The organism is Variovorax paradoxus (assembly GCA_016806145.1).
Taxonomy (GTDB): domain Bacteria; phylum Pseudomonadota; class Gammaproteobacteria; order Burkholderiales; family Burkholderiaceae_C; genus Variovorax.
This window is the reverse complement of the sequence record CP063166.1, coordinates 4,640,228-4,656,602: the sequence shown is the minus strand read 5'-3', so window position 1 is coordinate 4,656,602 and position 16,375 is coordinate 4,640,228. Positions and strand designations below refer to the sequence as shown.

General features: G+C 71.8%; 15 protein-coding genes. 9 read left to right on the top strand and 6 right to left on the bottom strand.

The window, feature by feature from the left end; genetic code table 11:
- Position 1: 1 nt before the first annotated feature.
- Positions 2 to 2,281, bottom strand: a complete 2,280-nt coding sequence (locus INQ48_21740) for an FUSC family protein (protein ID QRF55981.1) — start codon at positions 2,279 to 2,281, stop codon at positions 2 to 4.
- Positions 2,281 to 3,333, bottom strand: a complete 1,053-nt coding sequence (locus INQ48_21735; protein QRF55980.1) for an inositol monophosphatase — start codon at positions 3,331 to 3,333, stop codon at positions 2,281 to 2,283. Before INQ48_21735 ends, INQ48_21740 begins: the two co-directional genes overlap by 1 nt.
- A gap of 195 nt (positions 3,334 to 3,528) precedes the next feature.
- On the opposite strand from INQ48_21735, the gene INQ48_21730 reads away from it, so the two are divergent.
- From INQ48_21730 to INQ48_21720, 3 genes are all read left to right on the top strand, one after another.
- The gene (locus INQ48_21730) at positions 3,529 to 4,260 is read left to right on the top strand and encodes an RNA methyltransferase (protein QRF55979.1); all 732 of its coding nucleotides are present in this window, start codon (positions 3,529 to 3,531) and stop codon (positions 4,258 to 4,260) included.
- Positions 4,261 to 4,352: 92 nt separating this feature from the next.
- Positions 4,353 to 5,123: a serine O-acetyltransferase gene (gene cysE, locus INQ48_21725; GenBank protein ID QRF55978.1), complete on the top strand. Its 771-nt coding sequence runs from the start codon at positions 4,353 to 4,355 to the stop codon at positions 5,121 to 5,123.
- A 220-nt stretch (positions 5,124 to 5,343) separates the two neighbouring features.
- Positions 5,344 to 5,874 carry a DUF4303 domain-containing protein gene (locus INQ48_21720; protein ID QRF60836.1) on the top strand — a complete coding sequence of 177 codons (531 nt, stop codon included), beginning with the start codon at positions 5,344 to 5,346 and terminating at the stop codon, positions 5,872 to 5,874.
- 16 nt (positions 5,875 to 5,890) lie between these two features.
- On the opposite strand, the gene cadR is transcribed toward INQ48_21720, so the two are convergent.
- The gene (gene cadR / locus INQ48_21715; GenBank protein QRF55977.1) at positions 5,891 to 6,355 is read right to left on the bottom strand and encodes a Cd(II)/Pb(II)-responsive transcriptional regulator; all 465 of its coding nucleotides are present in this window, start codon (positions 6,353 to 6,355) and stop codon (positions 5,891 to 5,893) included.
- A 118-nt stretch (positions 6,356 to 6,473) separates the two neighbouring features.
- Between cadR and INQ48_21710 the strand changes: the two genes are divergently transcribed.
- Positions 6,474 to 8,822 (top strand): heavy metal translocating P-type ATPase, encoded by a 2,349-nt coding sequence (locus INQ48_21710; GenBank protein QRF55976.1) that lies wholly within the window; start codon positions 6,474 to 6,476, stop codon positions 8,820 to 8,822.
- Between the two features lies 1 nt (position 8,823).
- Here the strand turns inward: INQ48_21710 and INQ48_21705 are convergent, their stop codons facing one another.
- The gene (locus tag INQ48_21705; GenBank protein ID QRF55975.1) at positions 8,824 to 9,402 is read right to left on the bottom strand and encodes a carboxymuconolactone decarboxylase family protein; all 579 of its coding nucleotides are present in this window, start codon (positions 9,400 to 9,402) and stop codon (positions 8,824 to 8,826) included.
- 97 nt (positions 9,403 to 9,499) lie between these two features.
- On the opposite strand from INQ48_21705, the gene INQ48_21700 reads away from it, so the two are divergent.
- The 5 genes from INQ48_21700 to INQ48_21680 all read left to right on the top strand — a co-directional run bounded on the left by INQ48_21700 (position 9,500) and on the right by INQ48_21680 (position 14,365).
- Complete coding sequence (locus INQ48_21700; GenBank protein ID QRF55974.1) at positions 9,500 to 9,817, top strand: helix-turn-helix transcriptional regulator; 318 nt, start codon at positions 9,500 to 9,502, stop codon at positions 9,815 to 9,817.
- A 156-nt stretch (positions 9,818 to 9,973) separates the two neighbouring features.
- The gene (locus INQ48_21695) at positions 9,974 to 11,224 is read left to right on the top strand and encodes a cation:proton antiporter (protein QRF55973.1); all 1,251 of its coding nucleotides are present in this window, start codon (positions 9,974 to 9,976) and stop codon (positions 11,222 to 11,224) included.
- Between the two features lie 257 nt (positions 11,225 to 11,481).
- Positions 11,482 to 12,327 carry a MipA/OmpV family protein gene (locus tag INQ48_21690; protein QRF55972.1) on the top strand — a complete coding sequence of 282 codons (846 nt, stop codon included), beginning with the start codon at positions 11,482 to 11,484 and terminating at the stop codon, positions 12,325 to 12,327.
- Between the two features lie 15 nt (positions 12,328 to 12,342).
- Positions 12,343 to 13,020 (top strand): response regulator transcription factor, encoded by a 678-nt coding sequence (locus INQ48_21685; protein QRF55971.1) that lies wholly within the window; start codon positions 12,343 to 12,345, stop codon positions 13,018 to 13,020.
- Positions 12,998 to 14,365 (top strand): HAMP domain-containing protein, encoded by a 1,368-nt coding sequence (locus INQ48_21680; GenBank protein QRF55970.1) that lies wholly within the window; start codon positions 12,998 to 13,000, stop codon positions 14,363 to 14,365. The genes INQ48_21685 and INQ48_21680 overlap by 23 nt, the downstream gene beginning before the upstream one ends.
- 6 nt (positions 14,366 to 14,371) lie before the next feature.
- Here the strand turns inward: INQ48_21680 and INQ48_21675 are convergent, their stop codons facing one another.
- Together INQ48_21675 and INQ48_21670 are read right to left on the bottom strand one after the other, a co-directional pair.
- A complete protein-coding gene (locus INQ48_21675; protein ID QRF60835.1) occupies positions 14,372 to 15,145 on the bottom strand; it encodes a lipase chaperone in 774 nt (257 codons plus the stop codon).
- A gap of 164 nt (positions 15,146 to 15,309) precedes the next feature.
- Positions 15,310 to 16,257 (bottom strand): triacylglycerol lipase, encoded by a 948-nt coding sequence (locus tag INQ48_21670; protein QRF55969.1) that lies wholly within the window; start codon positions 16,255 to 16,257, stop codon positions 15,310 to 15,312.
- Between the last annotated feature and the right edge of the window lie 118 nt (positions 16,258 to 16,375).

The following is a 16,375-nucleotide window of genomic DNA, read 5'->3' as shown; positions in this document are numbered from 1 at the left end:
GTCATGCCGATGCGAGTCCCGAAGCTTCCTGTTCGTTCAATGCTTGAAGAATTCGGGCCGCATCGTCTCGCAATTGGGTCGACAGCGCGGTCGCCAGGTCGAGCCGGCGCAGCAGCCAGGGGCTGATGTCGTTGTCGAAGGGATCGGGCAGCGGGATCGGGCCGCCGACGGCGGTGGAGGCCGTGCTCTCGGGCTGCGTGGGGCCCGAGGTGGGCACCGCGCCGATCGCGGCCTCGATGCGCTGCGTGGTGCGCGCGAGCGGGCCCTCGACCTCGCCGGGCGTGAGACGGTCGCGCCGCAGCACCAGCATCGACTTGACCGCGCTGAGCTGCGCCAGCAGCTGGTAGCTGTGGGCCTGCAGGTGCTCGAGCGGCTCGACCGGCGGCTGCACCGCGCGCGGTTCGGACAGCGAACGCTGCGTGGCCTGCACCAGCGCCGAGAGGCTGTCGAAGGCCTCGCGGCGCGCCAGCCGCCATTCGAGCTCGGGGCTGCTGTCGACGGTCTGCAATTGGCCCAGGCCGAGCGCGAGCCGCGCATGGCGCGCCTGCGCGGTCAGCACGCGCGCCACCAGCGCCGGGATCTGGCTGCGTTCCCACGAGGGCAGCACGTAGCAGAAGGCCCAGGCGAGCGCGGCGCCGATCAGCGTGTCGGCGATGCGCTCGAACAGCGCGAACAGCGGCGCCGCGCCGGTGTTGAGCATGTGGGCCTGCAGCAGGCCCAGCACGGTGGCGGCCACCGCGGTGATCAGGTAGCGCCGCACCGCGAAGCTGTGGGCGATGGCCTGCGCCACGGTCAGCACCGCGAGCAGCCCGAGCGCCGAGAGATGCGCCGACAGCAGGCCGACCGCGAGCACGCAGCCCAGCAACGTGCCGGCCACGCGGTGGTTGCGCCGCTCCAGCGTCTGCGAGAGGCTGCCGCGCAGCACCACCACGATGGTCAGCAGGATCCAGTAGTCGTGCGAGCCCCAGGGCATCGACACCGCGACCGCGTAGCCGGCCGCGATCGCGAGCGCGGCGCGGATCGCGTGGCGCAGCGGCGGTGCGTCCCAGCGCCACAAGGTGAAGAAGGGGCGCCACGACCAGTCGGTGGGGCTCACGAACATCTGCCAGTTGGCGCGCACCACGGCGAGGTTGGGCTCGGCGTCGCCGCGCGCCATGGCCGAAAGGCGCAGCACCTCGTCGTTGATGTGGCCGATGCGGCTCGCGAGGCCGCGCGCGAGCATGGCGGCGTTGGGGCCGGGCAGCATCGGATGCGGATGGCCCGAGGCCTGGTCCTCTCCATCGACGTGGATCGCCGCGAGGCGCAGCCGGCGGTCGGCCACCAGGTGCGGATGGCGGCCCATGAGCAGCGCGTCGGCCAGCGCGATCATGTCCTCGGCCAGTTCCTCGAGCACGCGGCGCATCTCGACCAGCGCGTCGGCATGGGCGGGATGGGTCTTGAGCGCGTCGAGGTCGAGTTCGCTCGCGAGCAGCTGGTCGCGCATCTCGAGCACGATCACCAGCATCGCGGCCAGCCGCTGGCGGCGCGGCGTGCGCGGCGACTCGAGCACGATGTCGCGCGTGGCCTGCAGCTGGTCGGCCAGCGCGGCCTGTTCGCGCAGCAGGCGGCCCAGCATCGGCGCGGGGGTCTCGCGCACGTCGCCGGTTTCGTCCCTGGGCGTGAACTGGCTGGCCTCGGTGCGCATCAGCGCGGCCAGCGAATACAGCACGTCGGCCACCGACTGCACGCGAAAGCGCGTGTTGAGGATCAGGTTGGCGAGCACCGACCACAGCACGTACAGCCCGGCGCCGAGGCCGAAGTGCCAGGTGCGCTCGATGGCCTCGGCCATGCCGTGCGGCGTGGGCGTGGCCATCGAGAAGATCATCGAGAACATCACCGCGATCGCGATCGGAATGCCGCGCTTGCCCCAGGCCATGGCCAGGAAGGCGAAGAAGGTGGCCGGCACCAGCAGCAGGCCGAGCCGGATCGGCGCGGCATGCAGCAGCTGCACGGCGAAGAACAGCGGCAGCCCGATCAGCGGCGCCGGCAGCATCTGCCAGAACTTGCCGCGGCGCGGGCCCGGCAGGTCGGGCGGCGCGGTGACGATCACGCCGACCGCGGCCGAGGAGGCCGCGACGGTGCCGAGCCAGAAATGCACGCCGCCCGAGATGAACAGCAGGCCGAGCGCGACCGTGAGGCCGCTGGCGACGTAGTGGCTCAGCGCGATGCGCAGCGCGGCGCGCAGGCGCTGCTGCAGCACCGAGGCCTGGGTCTCGCCGCCGATGGCGCGGGCCCCTGCCATCACTTGGCGGAAGCGTCGCCCTCGAACGGGCCGGTGGCGGCGGGGGCGTCGCGGCGGATGCGGGTGAGCTTGCGCTTGGCCGGGGCGGCGGCGGGTGCCTCCGCGTTCTGGTCGTCCTCGGCCGGGCCCATCTCGGTCACGGTGCTGCGCGCGTAGATGTCGGCCGAGCCCTCGGTCTGCGGCTTGCTCGCCGCGGCCACCGCGCGCACGCGGTCGCTGGCGCGCAGCTTCTCGTCGACGCTCGCGAACTTCGAGTACTTGGCCAAGAGCGGCACCAGCTGGCCGTAGATGCGCGGCGCGCCGGCCAGGCATTCGCGCTGGTCGATGAAGTCGGGCTCGCCCGTGAAGTTGCCGATCAGGCCGCCGGCCTCGGTCACCAGCAGCGAGCCGGCCGCCACGTCCCAGGGGTTGAGGCCGGTCTCGAAGAAGGCATCGGTGAAGCCGGCCGCCACGTAGGCGAGGTCGAGCGCGGCGGCGCCGGGGCGGCGCAGGCCGGCCATGCGCGGCATCAGGTCGGCCATGATGGCCAGGTACTGCTTGAAGTTGTCGCCGGTGCGGAACGGGAAGCCGGTGGCGACCAGCGATTCGGACAGCCGGGTGCGCTTGGACACGCGGATGCGGCGGTCGTTGACGTAGGCGCCGCGGCCCTTGGTGGCGGTGAACAGGTCGTTGCGCGTGGGGTCGTAGACGACCGCCTGCTCGATCTTGCCGCGCACCGACAGCGCGATCGACACGCAGTAGAACGGGAAGCCGTGGATGAAGTTGGTGGTGCCGTCGAGCGGATCGATGATCCAGACGTAGTCGGAATCCTTGGCGCCGTGCTCGGAGCCCGATTCCTCGGCCAGGATGCCGTGCCCCGGATACGCCGTGAGAAGCGTTTCGATGATGGCCTGCTCGCTCGCGTGGTCGATCTCGGTGACGAAATCGTTCACATGCTTCTGGGAGATGCGCACGGCCTCGACGTCGAGCGCGGCGCGGTTGATGATGGCGCCGGCGGCGCGAGCGGCCTTCACGGCCACGTTGAGCATGGGATGCAGGTTGGGGGACGACATTCTGAATTGTGAGCGTGAGCGGAACGCCTGCACGGACCCGGCAAAGGCCCGGGTGGCCGTGGCTGTCGTTCCTGACTGACTGGAAGAACTGGGGGGTGGGACCCTGAAGGACCCGGAAACCGGCCCGGCGATGCGGGCGGCGAGAATCGGGGGATTTTACCGGCTCGGCCGGTCCCTGTCTCCCCACCCCTTTTCATGCGCACCCGTTTCATCCTGATCCAGACCAGCCACGCCGGCAACGTGGGCGCCGCCGCCCGCGCCATGAAGACCATGGGTTTCGGCGAACTCGTGCTGGTGGCGCCGCGCTGGGCCAACGTGCTGCGGCGCGAGGAAACCATCCAGCGCGCGAGCGGCGCGCTCGACGTGCTGGCCAACGCGCGCATCGTGGAAACGCTCGACGAGGCCCTCGACGGCGTGACCCACCTGTGCGCCACCGCGATGGTGCCGCGCGACTTCGGCCCGCCCACGCGCACCCCGCGCGAACACCTCGTGCCGCTGGCCGCGCAGGGCGAGGCGCACGTGGCCTTCCTGTTCGGCTCCGAGCGCTTCGGCATGCGCAACGAGGACGTCTACCGCTGCCACGTCGCCCTGAGCATTCCGACCGACCCGAACTTCGGCTCGCTCAACCTCGGCGCCGCGATCCAGGTGATCGCCTACGAATGGCGGCTCGCGCTCGGCGGCTTCGAGGTGCGCGACGCGGTCGCGCCGCCGCCGGCGGCCGATGCCCAGGCGGTGGCCGGCATGCTCGAGCACTGGGAGCGTTCGCTGGTGGAGGTGGGCTTCCTCGATCCCGAGGCGCCCAAGAAGCTGATGCCGCGGCTGCAGCAGCTGTTCAACCGCGCCCAGCCCACGGCCGAGGAGATCCACATCCTGCGCGGCATCGCCAAGGCGATGAGCGAGGCCGCGGCCGGCAAGATCCGGCGCTGAGCGGGCCTAAAACCCCATCGCCCGTACGCGATGAGGGCCGGCTATAGACTGCGCGGCCCCCATCGTCATAACCAAAATATCCGAAGGCAGCGATGTTCTCTCGCCTGCGCGCCGACATCCGGTGCATCCTCGAACGCGACCCGGCCGCGCGCAGCGCCTGGGAGGTGCTCACGGTCTATCCGGGCCTTCATGCCGTGGTGCTGCATCGCTGGGCGCATGCGTGTTGGAACCATGGCTTCAAGTGGCCCGCGCGCTTCATCGCGCACATGGCGCGCTGGCTCACCGGCATCGAGATCCATCCGGCTGCCAAGATCGGCCGCGAGGTGTTCTTCGACCACGCCATGGGCGTGGTGATCGGCGAGACCGCCGAGGTCGGCGACGGCTGCACCATCTACCAGGGCGTGACCCTGGGCGGCACCTCGCTCTACAAGGGCACCAAGCGCCATCCGACCTTGGGCCGCAACGTGGTGGTGAGCGCCGGCGCCAAGGTGCTGGGCGGCTTCGTGGTGGGCGACGGCGCCAAGATCGGCAGCAACGCGGTGGTCATCAAGCCGGTGCCCGCGGGCGCGACCGCGGTCGGCATCCCGGCGCGCATCATCCCGTCGAAGGCCGGCGAGAGCGCCGACGTGGCCGTGCCGCAGAAATTCAGCGCCTACGGCATCACGCAGGACGACGATCCGCTGAGCCAGGCGATGCGCGGCCTGATCGACAACGCCTCGAGCCAGGAGCACCAGATCGCGCTGCTGTGGCAGGCGATCGAGAAGCTCTCGGCCCATCCCGGCACCCGGGATTGCGTGCCCGGCGACGCGGCGCGCGACGAGTGCTTCGAGGCGGAGAAGCTCACGCAACTGGTGGGGAAGTGACGTGAGCTGGGCGCTGTTCCATCGCTTCGAGAACGAGCGGCCCACCGACTTCCACGAGCTGCGCCAGTTCGGCAATTCGCTGTGGGCCGCGAGCGGCAAGGTGCAGACCTGGGGGCGCTCCAGCGTCGCCGAGTTCGCCAGCCCCGAGGCCGCGATGGAGGCCCTGGCGCAGCGCAGCCGCGAGATCGAGGCCCAGGGCTACGTGCGGGTGCGCGAGGGCATCCACGACCCCGCCCGCGTCGACTTCGCGCTGCTCACGGCCGAGATCCGCGAGGGCGCCCGCCGCGCCTTCGAGGCCATCCGCGCGGCCGAGCCCGAGCGGACCTTCCGGCTTTTCGCGCTGGGCAGCGACGAGAGCGCGATGACCATCGTCCATGCCGCCAGCGACCTCGCCCTGGGCGAACCGGGCGAGATGGAGGACGAGAGCGAGATCTGGAGTTCCGGCGAGTGGTCGCACGACGAGGGCGGCGAGTTCTTCGACATCGCCTACCGCATGATCCTGGCCTGCCACCGCGAGGACCTGCCCTGCAGCGTGGAGTTCGACGTGCTGCACGACGGCCTCTTCGAGGCCTGCATCGCCGCGATGGCACAGCTCGATGGCGAGGGATTCTTCGGCACCGGCGCCGCACGCGAACAGGTGGTGCTGCTGTGCCAGGTCGAGGGCGGCGAGGACATGGAAGGCTCGGTCGCCCGCCTCAACACCGCGCGCGTGGTGGACCGGCTTCGGCGCTGGATCGAACTCTGCGAATGAAGGTCGGGCCGGGCTGCTAGCGCCGCGCGGGCGCGTGCAGCGCGCCGTGCACATGCCCCGCGTGCTGGCCGAAGCCCTCGGCCTCGAGCGCGACCGCGTCGAGCTCCTGGATGATCCCGCAGGGCTGGGCCGAATCGGCGCCGCCGCATTGCCGGCGCAGCGCCTTCAGCTGCTTCTCGAGCGTGCGCAGCTCGGCGATGCGCGCCGCCACGTGGCCGATGTGGTCGTCGAGCAGCTGGTTGACCTCGCCGCAGTCCTCCTGCGGCGCATCGCGGAATTTCAGCAGGCTGCGGATCTCGTCGAGCGTCATGTCGAGCGAGCGGCAGCGGCGCACGAAGCCCAGGCGCTGCGCATGGTCCTCGCCGTAGATGCGGTAGTTGCCCTCGGTGCGCGCGGGCGCGGGCAGCAGGCCTTCGCGCTCGTAGTAGCGGATGGTCTCGACGGGCGTGTTCGCGGCCTTGGCCAGATCACCGATTTTCATGATGCGGCAGATGGAAGGCTGGCGAGGGGGCCGGACCGTGGAGGCCCGCGAAGCCCCGCCAGCGGGTGGGGGAACTGCGTTTGACTCTACACCTGCTTCAGGGTTTTCAATCGAGCCCATGACGAACCAGAACACGCTCGACAGGGATATTCGGGGGGGCGCGGCGCCCGCCGGCGCGCACGGCCATGACCATGGCCATGCGCACGATCACGGCCATGCGCCCGCGGCCGCGCCGCCCGCGCACGACGCCTGCTGCAGCCACACGGGCTGCGGCTCGGCCTCGGTCTCGGCCTTCGTGTCGGCGCCGGAGCCGGCCGACCTGCCCAAGGGCGCGACCTTGTTCCGCATTCCCACCATGGACTGCGCGGTCGAGGAGTCCGAGATCCGCCGCGCGCTCGAGCCCGTGGCCGGCATCGGCGCGCTGCGCTTCCGGCTCGGCGAACGCACGATGGCGATCACCGCCGACGAGGCGGCGCTGGCCGAGGCCCTGGCGGCGATCCGCAAGGCCGGCTTCAAGCCCGAGCCGGTGGCCGCGCCGGCGCCGGGCGCGGCACGCAGCATCGAGCCCGCGGGCTGGAAGAGCGCCGGCCTCGCGCGCCTGGTCGCGGCGCTGTTGCTCGCCATCGGCGCCGAGTCCGTCTCCTTCCTCGCGCTCGAGGGCCGGGGCTTCATGGTCTTCGAGATGGGGCTCGCGCTCGCGGCCATCGCGCTCGCGGGCCTCGACACCTACAAGAAGGGCTTCGCGGCGCTGGTGCGCGGCCGGCTCAACATCAATGCGCTGATGGCGGTGGCCGTGACCGGCGCCTTCTTCATCGGCCAGTGGCCCGAGGCCGCGATGGTGATGGCGCTCTATGCGATCGCCGAGCTGATCGAGGCGCGTGCCGTGGACCGCGCGCGCAACGCGATCCAGAGCCTGCTGGCGCTGGCGCCCGAGCAGGCCGAGGTGCGCCAGCCCGACGGCGGCTGGCGGACCGTGCCCGCGAGCGAGGTGCCGCTGGGCGCGGTGGTGCGCATCCGCCCCGGCGAACGCGTGGCGCTCGACGGCGTGGTCACGGCCGGCAGCAGCGCGATCGACCAGGCGCCGGTCACGGGCGAGAGCATCCCGGTCGACAAGACCGTGGGCGACACCGTCTTCGCCGGCACCATCAACCAGACCGCGGGGCTCGAGTTCCGCGTCACCGCGGTGGCCGCCAACACCACGCTGGCGCGCATCATCCACGCGGTGGAGGAGGCGCAGGGCACGCGCGCGCCCACGCAGCGCTTCGTCGATCGCTTCGCCGCGATCTACACGCCGGCCGTGTTCGCGCTCGCGCTGGCCATCGCGCTGTTCACGCCCTGGGCCATGGGCTGGACCTGGCTCGAGGCGATCTACAAGGCGCTGGTGCTGCTGGTCATCGCCTGCCCCTGCGCGCTGGTGATCTCCACGCCGGTGACGGTGGTGAGCGCGCTGGCCTCGGCCGCGCGGCGCGGCATCCTGATCAAGGGCGGCACCTACCTCGAGGAGGCGCGCAAGCTCAAGGCGGTGGCGCTCGACAAGACCGGCACCATCACCGAGGGCAAGCCCAGGCTGGTCGAGTCCGAGGTGCTCGGCGCCACGGCCGGCGGCGACGCTGCGGTGCTTGCCATCGCGGCCAGCATCGCGGGGCGTTCCGACCACCCGGTGTCCAGGGCCATCGCCGAGGGGCTGAAGTCGGTCGACCCTGCGCTCGAGGAGGTGCAGGACTTCGCCGCGCTGCCCGGCCGCGGCGTGGAAGCCGTGCACGGCGGTCAACGCTACGCGCTGGCCAACCACCGGCTGATCGAGGAGCGCGGCCTGTGCACGCCCGCGATCGAGGCCGCGCTCCAGCGCCACGAGGAAGCCGGCCGCACCGTCACCCTGCTGGCCTCGGAACAGGCGGTGCTCGCGCTGTTCGCGGTGGCCGACACCATCAAGCCCTCGTCGCAGGCCGCGGTCGCCGAGCTGCGCGCGCTCGGCGTGGTGCCCGTGATGCTGACCGGCGACAACGCCGCCACCGCCCGGACCATCGGCGCGCATGCCGGCATCGAGGACGTGCGCGGCAACCTGCTGCCCGAGGAGAAGCTCGACGCCGTGAAGGCGATGCAGCAGCGCTACGGCATGGCCGCCATGACCGGCGACGGCATCAACGACGCGCCCGCGCTCGCGCAGGCCGACATCGGCTTCGCGATGGGCGGCGCCGGCACCGACACCGCGATGGAGGCGGCCGACGTGGTGATCATGAACGACGACCTGCGCCGCATTCCCGAGACCATCCGGCTGTCGCGCCGCGCGCATGCGGTGCTGTGGCAGAACATCACGCTGGCGCTCGGCATCAAGGGCGTGTTCTTCGTGCTCGCGGTGTTCGGCAGCGCGACCATGTGGATGGCCGTGTTCGCCGACATGGGCGCGAGCCTGCTGGTGGTGGCGAACGGGCTGCGCCTGATGCGCGCCGAGAAGAACGCCGCCTGAGCTACCAGCGCGCGCCCCAGCGCTCGAGCGGCACGCGCGCCGCGTTGCAGACGTAGCTCACCGCGTGGTACCAGCCCGCGAGCATCATCAGCTCGAGCAGTTGCGCATGGTCCCAGTGCTCGCCGAGGGCGTGCCACAGCGCATCGTCGATGTCGCCGGTGTCGTGCAACTGGTCGACCATGCGCAGCAGCAGGGCGTCGCGCGGCTGCAGCGCGTCCAGGTCGGCATCGCGTTCGGCGGTCGCGCGCCGTTCGGCCTCGCCGAGGCCGGCCGCGTCGGCGAAACCGCTCCAGTGCACGCCCCATTCGTACTCGGCGCCGCAGCGCGCGCACACGCGCAGGATCACGAGTTCGCGCTCGCGCAGCGAGATCGAGGCCTTGCGGCCCAGGAAGTGCCGGCCCAGCTCGAGCGTGCGCTCGGCGAGCCGGGGATTCACGGCCATCACCCGGAACAGGCCCAGCACCTCGGGGGCCTGCGGTGGCGTCATGCGCGTGAGCAGTTCGGCGATGCCTTCGGGGTAGGGCGCCTCGAGCGGCGGGATGCGGGGCGCGGTCTCTGCAGTCATGAGAATTCCTTGCATAGAATGGCTCGAAATCGCTACGAAATCCGTAGCGATGCTCCAGTCTATCGCTACGGAATGCGTAGCGCAGTAACGCACGCGACTCGCCCAACGAAACATGCAAGAGAACGAACCCGCCGAAGCCCCCACGGTGCACCGCCGCCCCGTCATGCGGCTGCTCGAGCAGCTCGGCCGCAAGGGCACGCTGCGCGTGCTGTGGGAGCTGCGCGACGGCCAGCCGCAGAGCTTTCGCGCGCTGCGCACCAGCTGCGACGAGATGTCGCCCTCGGTGCTCAACGACCGCCTGAAGGAGCTGCGCGCCACCGGGATCGTGGCGCTGGTCGACGCGGGTTATGCGCTGACCGAGTCGGGCGCCGAGCTGGTGCGGCGGCTGAAGCCGCTCAACCAGTGGGCCGACCGCTGGTTCGTCCCATGACTCGGGGCACTTCCGGGCGCCGGGGGCGGTCTCCAGGATCGTCTGGATGACCGGCGCCGCAGCCTGCGATCCGAACGGCGAGCACTTGGCGTCGTTCCGCGCGCCATGGCCGCGCTGCGGACCGAGGCCGGGCGCGGCGGGACTTAACATCCGGCCATGTCCGCCACGACCCTGCTGCTGCAACTGATCGTCATCCTCGGCACGGCCCGCGTCTGCGGATGGGTGCTGCGCCACCTCGGCCAACCGGGCGTGGTCGGCGAGATGGCCGCCGGCCTGATGCTGGGGCCGGCCGTCATGGGCGCGCTGTTCCCCTCGCTGCATGGCCAGATCTTCGCGAAGGAGTCGCTGGGCGGCCTGTCGGCGCTCGCCACCGTGGGCCTGGTGCTGTTCATGTTCGTGGTCGGCCTCGAGCTGCGCGCCTCGCAGGGCGTGAAGGCGCAGCTGCAATCGGCCGGCTGGGTCGGCATCGCGAGCGTGATCGCGCCGCTGGGCCTGGGGCTGGCGATCGCGCCCGCGCTGCACCCTTCGCTGGCGCCGGCCGGCGTGGGTTTCTGGCCCTTCGCGCTGTTCATCGCGGCGGCGCTGTCGATCACCGCGTTCCCCGTGATGGCGCGCATCCTCAGGGACCGCGGCATGACGCGCACCCCGTTCGGCCAGCTCTCGCTGGGCGCGGCCGCGGTGGTCGACGTCTTCGCCTGGGTGCTGCTGGCCTTCGTGGTGGCGCTGGCCGGCGCGGGCGAGGGGTTCCTCGGGCTGCTGCGCACCGGCGGCGGCGCGGTGGCGCTGTTCGCCTTCCTGTTCCTCGGCCTGAAGCCGGCCTATGCCTGGCTGCTGCGCACCCGCGCGCCCGACGGCGAGCCGTCGACCACGGTGCTGGCCTCGCTGATGATCGGCCTGCTGGTCTCGGCCATGCTGACCGAGTGGCTGCACCTGCATGCGGTGTTCGGCGCCTTCCTGTTCGGTGCCTGCCTGCCGCGCGACGACCGCCTGCTGCGCTCGCTGCAGGAGCGCATCGAGCCGCTGTCGATCGTGCTGCTGATGCCGCTGTTCTTCGCGCTCGCGGGGCTGGGCACCACCGCCAGCGCCTTCTCGGGCGCGGGCATCGGCGCGCTGCTGCTGATCGTCGCGGTCGCGAGCGTCGGCAAGCTGGCCGGCGGCGCGATCGGCGCGCGCCTGGCCGGCTACGGCTGGCGCGACAGCCTGGCCACCGGCGCGCTGATGAACGCGCGCGGGCTGATGGAGCTGATCGTCATCAAGATCGGCCTCGACGTCGGCCTGATCGGCCCCGAGCTCTTCACCATGCTGCTGGTGATGGCGCTGGCGACCACGGCGATGACGGGGCCGCTGATCCATCTGGTGCTGGGGCGCAAGGCGCGCGCGGCCGAGGCGGCGCGCGTGGAGTCGTAGGCGCGGGCGCCTGCGTCTTGCGCGCGGACCAGGGCGAGGGCACCCAGGGCGCGGGCATCAGCGAGGCGCGCTGCATCGCGCAGCGGAAAGTCGGGTCGAGAAAGGCAGGGGCATCGGCGGCTCCGGTTCGAAGAGGCGCGCATCCTCTGCCCGGCCGTCTTTCCACGGGCTTACCGCGCGCAGGCGGGCCGGTAAGACCGCGGTAAGACTGCCGCATCGAGCATCCGGGCTTCCCTGACAACCCGATTGGCTTCGCCATGCCGCGTGCTTCCTCGCTCTCTTCCTTCTCCTTCTTTTCCCGTTGCCTGCCCGTGCTCGCGGGCCTGTCGCTGACCCCGTGGGCCGTGCCCGCCTGGGCGCAGGACACGGCCCTCGAACAATCGCTCGCCGAGCCTTCGGCCGCCCCGTCCGACGACCGCGCCCGCTGGGGCCTGGGCATCGCGGCCGGCGTCAAGCAGCAGCCGTACACCGACGCCGGCAACAAGACCCAGGGCCTGCCGCTGGTCTATTTCGAGAACCGCCATGTGCGCGTGTTCGGCACCGGCGCCGAACTCAAGCTGCCGGCGCTCGCACTGGGCGGCCGCTCCTCGCTGTCCTTCGGCCTGCGCGCCCGCTACGGCCTGGGCGGCTACAAGCCCGACGACGCGCCCGTGCTTTCGGGCATGGAGGAGCGCAAGGGCAGCATCTGGCTCGGCGCCGGCCTCGTCTGGCGCAACGAGCTGGCCGACCTCTCGCTCGAATGGCTCGGCGACGCCTCGGGCAAGAGCAAGGGCCAGCACCTGCGCCTGGGCGTGCAGCGCGACTTCCGCGCCGGCCGCTTCACCTTCACGCCGCGCCTCGAGGCCGTGTGGGTCGACGACAAGTACGTCGACTACTACTACGGCGTGCGCGCGCAGGAGGTCCGCATCGGGCGCCCGCTCTACCTGGGCCGCTCCAGCGTCAACACCGAGATCGGCCTGCGCGTGGGCTATGCCATCGACCGCCACCAGTCGGTGTTCGTCGACGTCGGTTCCACCCAGCTCGGCAAGCAGATCAAGAACAGTCCGCTGGTGAACCGCTCCAGCCTGGGTTCGGCCTCGCTCGGCTATCTCTACCGTTTCTGAGGCATCCTCGGACGCATGAACCGCATCGCGCTGATCGAGGACCACGAACGCATGGCCGCGCTGGTCTGCAAGGCGCTGTCGGGCGCGGGCATCGAAGCCGATGTCTTCGGCCGCATCGACAGCGCCGCGCATGCGCTGCGCGGCACCGACTATGCGGCGCTGGTGGTCGACCGCGGCCTGCCCGATGGCGACGGCCTGGAGCTGGTGCGCCGGCTGCGCGCGGCCGGCACGCGCACGCCGTGCCTGATGCTGACCTCGCGCGATGCGCTGCACGACCGCGTCGATGGCCTCGAATCGGGCGCCGACGACTACCTGGCCAAGCCCTTCTCGATGGAGGAACTGGTGGCGCGCGTGCGCGCGCTGCTGCGCCGGCCGGTGCAGCTGCAAAGCCTCTCGCCGGCCCATGGCGACATCCGCATCCAGCCCGACAGCGGCACGCTGGCCTGCGGCACCGAGGCGGTCACGCTGGCGCCGGCCGAGCTGCAGATCATGCTGTGCCTGGTGCGCGCCGGCGGGCAGACCGTGCGGCGCGGCGCGCTCGAATCGGCCGCCTGGGGCCTGTCGGAAGCGGTCACGCCCAATGCGCTCGACGTGGCCCTGCATCGCCTGCGCAGGAAGCTGCAGGCCGTGGGCTCGGCCTTGCAGATCGCCAATGTAAGAGGCCACGGCTATGCGCTTCGCGCTGCCGCGTAGCCTCGGCACGCGCCTGCTGGCCACCTACGTCGCCGGCGTGCTCGTGTGCATCGTGCTGATCGCCGCGGGCGGCGCCGTGGCGCTCTCGCTGCGCGGCCAGGTGTTCAACGAGAGCATCGCCAACCATGCGCGCCTGATCGCTCGCGCATTGCGCTTCGACGGGGCCGGGCAACCGGTCGGCTTCGATGAATCGCGGCTCGCGATGTGGCTCTACGCGGGCATGGGGCGCGAGACCTCGGTGCGCGTGTTCGACGCGGCGGGCCGGGTCGCGCTGCCCGCGGGGCAGGGCCTGGCGGCGCTGCGCGCGGACAACGGCAGCTTCGAGCCCGAGGGCCATTCCTTCGACGCGGTGGCGGACGGCGTGCCGGTGCGGGCCGCGACCCACGCCATCGAGCATGGCGGCCAGCGCTGGTACGTGCAGGTGGCGATCAGCCAGCGCCTGATCGAGCTCATGGACCGCGGTGTCGGCCTGCCGGCGCTGGGGCAGGGGATGCTGTTCGCGGGGCTGGCGTCGGTGCTGCTGTTCGCCATCGCCATGTACTTCACGCTCGGCCGCATGCTGCGGCCGCTGCGCGCGGCATCCGACAGCGCCGCGCGCATCACGCCGCGCACGCTCGATGCGCGGCTCGAGGTGCGCGGGCTGCCGTCCGAGATGCTGCCGCTGATCGAGGCCTTCAACCGTGCGCTCGACCGGCTCGAGCGCGGCTATGTCGCGCAGCAGGATTTCCTCGGCACGGCGGCGCACGAACTCAAGACCCCGCTGGCGCTGATCCGCGCGCAGATCGAGCTGCATGGCGCGGGCGATGCCGGCTTCGACCGCGAGGCCCTGCTGCGCGACGTCGACCAGATGGCCCGGCACGTGAACCAGCTGCTGCACCTGGCCGAGGCCACCGAGCTGCGCAACTACGAGATCGGCCTGGTGCACCTGGCCGCGCTGGTCGACGAGGTGGGCGACTACCTGGCGCGGCTGGCCGAACGGCGCCAGGTGCGGCTCGACCTGCGCGTGGCCTCCGAGTCGCTCGGCTGGCGCGCCGACCGTGGGGCGCTGTTCACGCTGCTGAAGAACCTGCTCGAGAACGCGATCCAGCATTCGCCGCCGAACGCGACGGTGCGGCTGGTGGCCGACGAGCAGCGGATCTCGGTGCGCGACCAGGGGCCGGGGCTGAGCGCCACCGAGTTGCCGAAGGTCTTCGAGCGCTTCTGGCGCGGCGCCGGACGGCGCGACGAAGGTTCGGGCCTGGGGCTCGCGATCTGCCAGGAGATCGCGCTCGCGCATGGCTGGCAACTGACGGTGCGCAGCGCGGCGCCGGGGGCCGAGTTCGTGGTCGCGCGCGACAGCGCCTAGCGTGCCCTAGCGCGGCGTCATCGACGGCGCCGCGGCCGCCGCCTGCGCGCGCAGCTGCAGCGCCGCGTCCAGCCGCAGCCGTTCCTCGGGCGTGAAGAGCTGCTGCTTCGTCTGCTCGAGCGACTGCGCATCGGCCTTGGCCGACTGCAGTGCCGCGTACTGCGCGAGCCGTCCCTGCCAGTCGCGTTCCTCGCGGTCGAGCTGGGCGAGCTGCTGCGCGGCCGGCGCGCCGTACTGCGCGCTGCGCTCGGCGAAGCGTTCCTGGTCGCTGGCGCCGCGCGCCTCGAGCGCCGCGGTCTGCGAGGCCACCTGGAGCTGGGCCACGGTGCCGGCGCGCTGGGCGCGCTGCGTCTCGCCGAGGCTGCGCTCGTTGTCCTCGAGCGCGGCCTGGCGCTGCGCGGGCGTGAGGCCGGCGTTGCGCTCGATCTCGAGCCGCGCGAGGCTGTAGCGGTCGAAGTCGTCGTCGGCAGCGAACAGCGCCTGGTATTCGTCGGGCATGAAGTGCTGCTCGCGCACCCGGCGGCGCGCCTCGACCGTGTCGCGCAGCGCGCGCGGATCGCCAAGGTCGGCCGGCAGCTGCAGCGCGCCGAGCGCCACGCGGTAGTCGACGTAGCGGCCCAGCAGCGCGCGGGCGCGCGCTGCCTCGTGCGGCGCGAAATGCGCGGGCACCAGCGCCTCGACGCGGCGCTTGAGTTCCTCGGGGCTCGCGGCCTCGCCGGCTTCGAGCAAGAGCGCCTCGATGCGGTCGCGCAGATGCGGCGTGAGGAAGCTGTCGGCGATGACCGCGGGCGCGGCGGTCGGGGGCGTTTGCGCCAGCGGCACGGGGCTGGCCGAGGCGGCTTCGCCAGTGCGCGCCTCGTCTTCCGCCGGACCCGACGCGCCGAACCACCAGCCGCCGAGCGCCACCACCGCGGCCGCGGCCAGAACCAGGGGCCAGCGGCGCGTCACAGGCCGATCTGCTTGAGGCGGGTGGCGTGCTGGCGGTACAGCGCGACCGGGTCGGGCGCGAGCCAGTCGCGCACGCCGAGCAGCTGGTTCACCTCGTCGAGGTGGTTCTGGCGGTAGTCGCCCAGATGCTTGCCCAGGCGCGAGGAGCACACGGCGACGAGGCCGTCGTTGGTCTCGCCGAAGCTCAGGCCCAGCAGGCCGAGCGAAGCATCGCTGGGGTCGAGCAGGTTGGTCACGGGCTGCTTGCCGGTCCACGAGTAGTAGCGCACGCCGCCGACGACCTCGGCGCCGTCGCCGCAGCCCGTGGGCACGGCCTGCGGGAAGCGGCGCGTGAAGTCGGCCGAGCCGGCCGCGGTCAGCGAGTTCAGCGCGGCCACCGGCATCTGCGGCAGGCCGGTGCCGCCCGAGCCGAGGTTGATGAGCGCGACGAAGGCGTTCACCGCGCCGTTGAGCACGCTCTCGCCGAGCGAGCCGGCCGGCACGGTGCCGCGCAGGATGTCGGCCACGCGCGAGCCCTTGTGCGGGCCGGCCACGGAGGTGACCGAGGCCACCAGCTGCGGCGCCACGCCGGCCACGTAGCGCACGGTCGGGCCGCCATGCGAATGGCCCACCAGGTTGACCTTGGCGGCGCCCGTGATCGCCAAAATGTTCTTCACCTGCGCGAGCAGCTGTTCGCCGCGCACCTCGGTGCTGTTGGCGGCCGACACCTGTGCCACGAACACGCGCGCGCCGCTGCGCTGCAGCGCCGAGGGAATGCCGTACCAGTAGTCGACGCCGAACAGCGAATCGAAACCGAACAGGCCGTGCACGAGCACGATCGGGTACTTGGTCTGCGTGGTGGTGTCCTGCGCCTGCGCGGTGGCCGCGAAACCCACCATGCCCAGCAGGGCGAGGACCGTGGAAAGCGCCAGGCGGCGCAGCAGGCCACCGAAAAATCCATTCATGCTCATCTCCTTGGGTGCCGGTCAATAAAACGAACGTCCGTGCTTTTTATGAGGGCGGATTCTTGAGGGCGGGGCGCCTGCGCCGTATCGGGACAAACCCGGCTCGGCCGACGAAAGG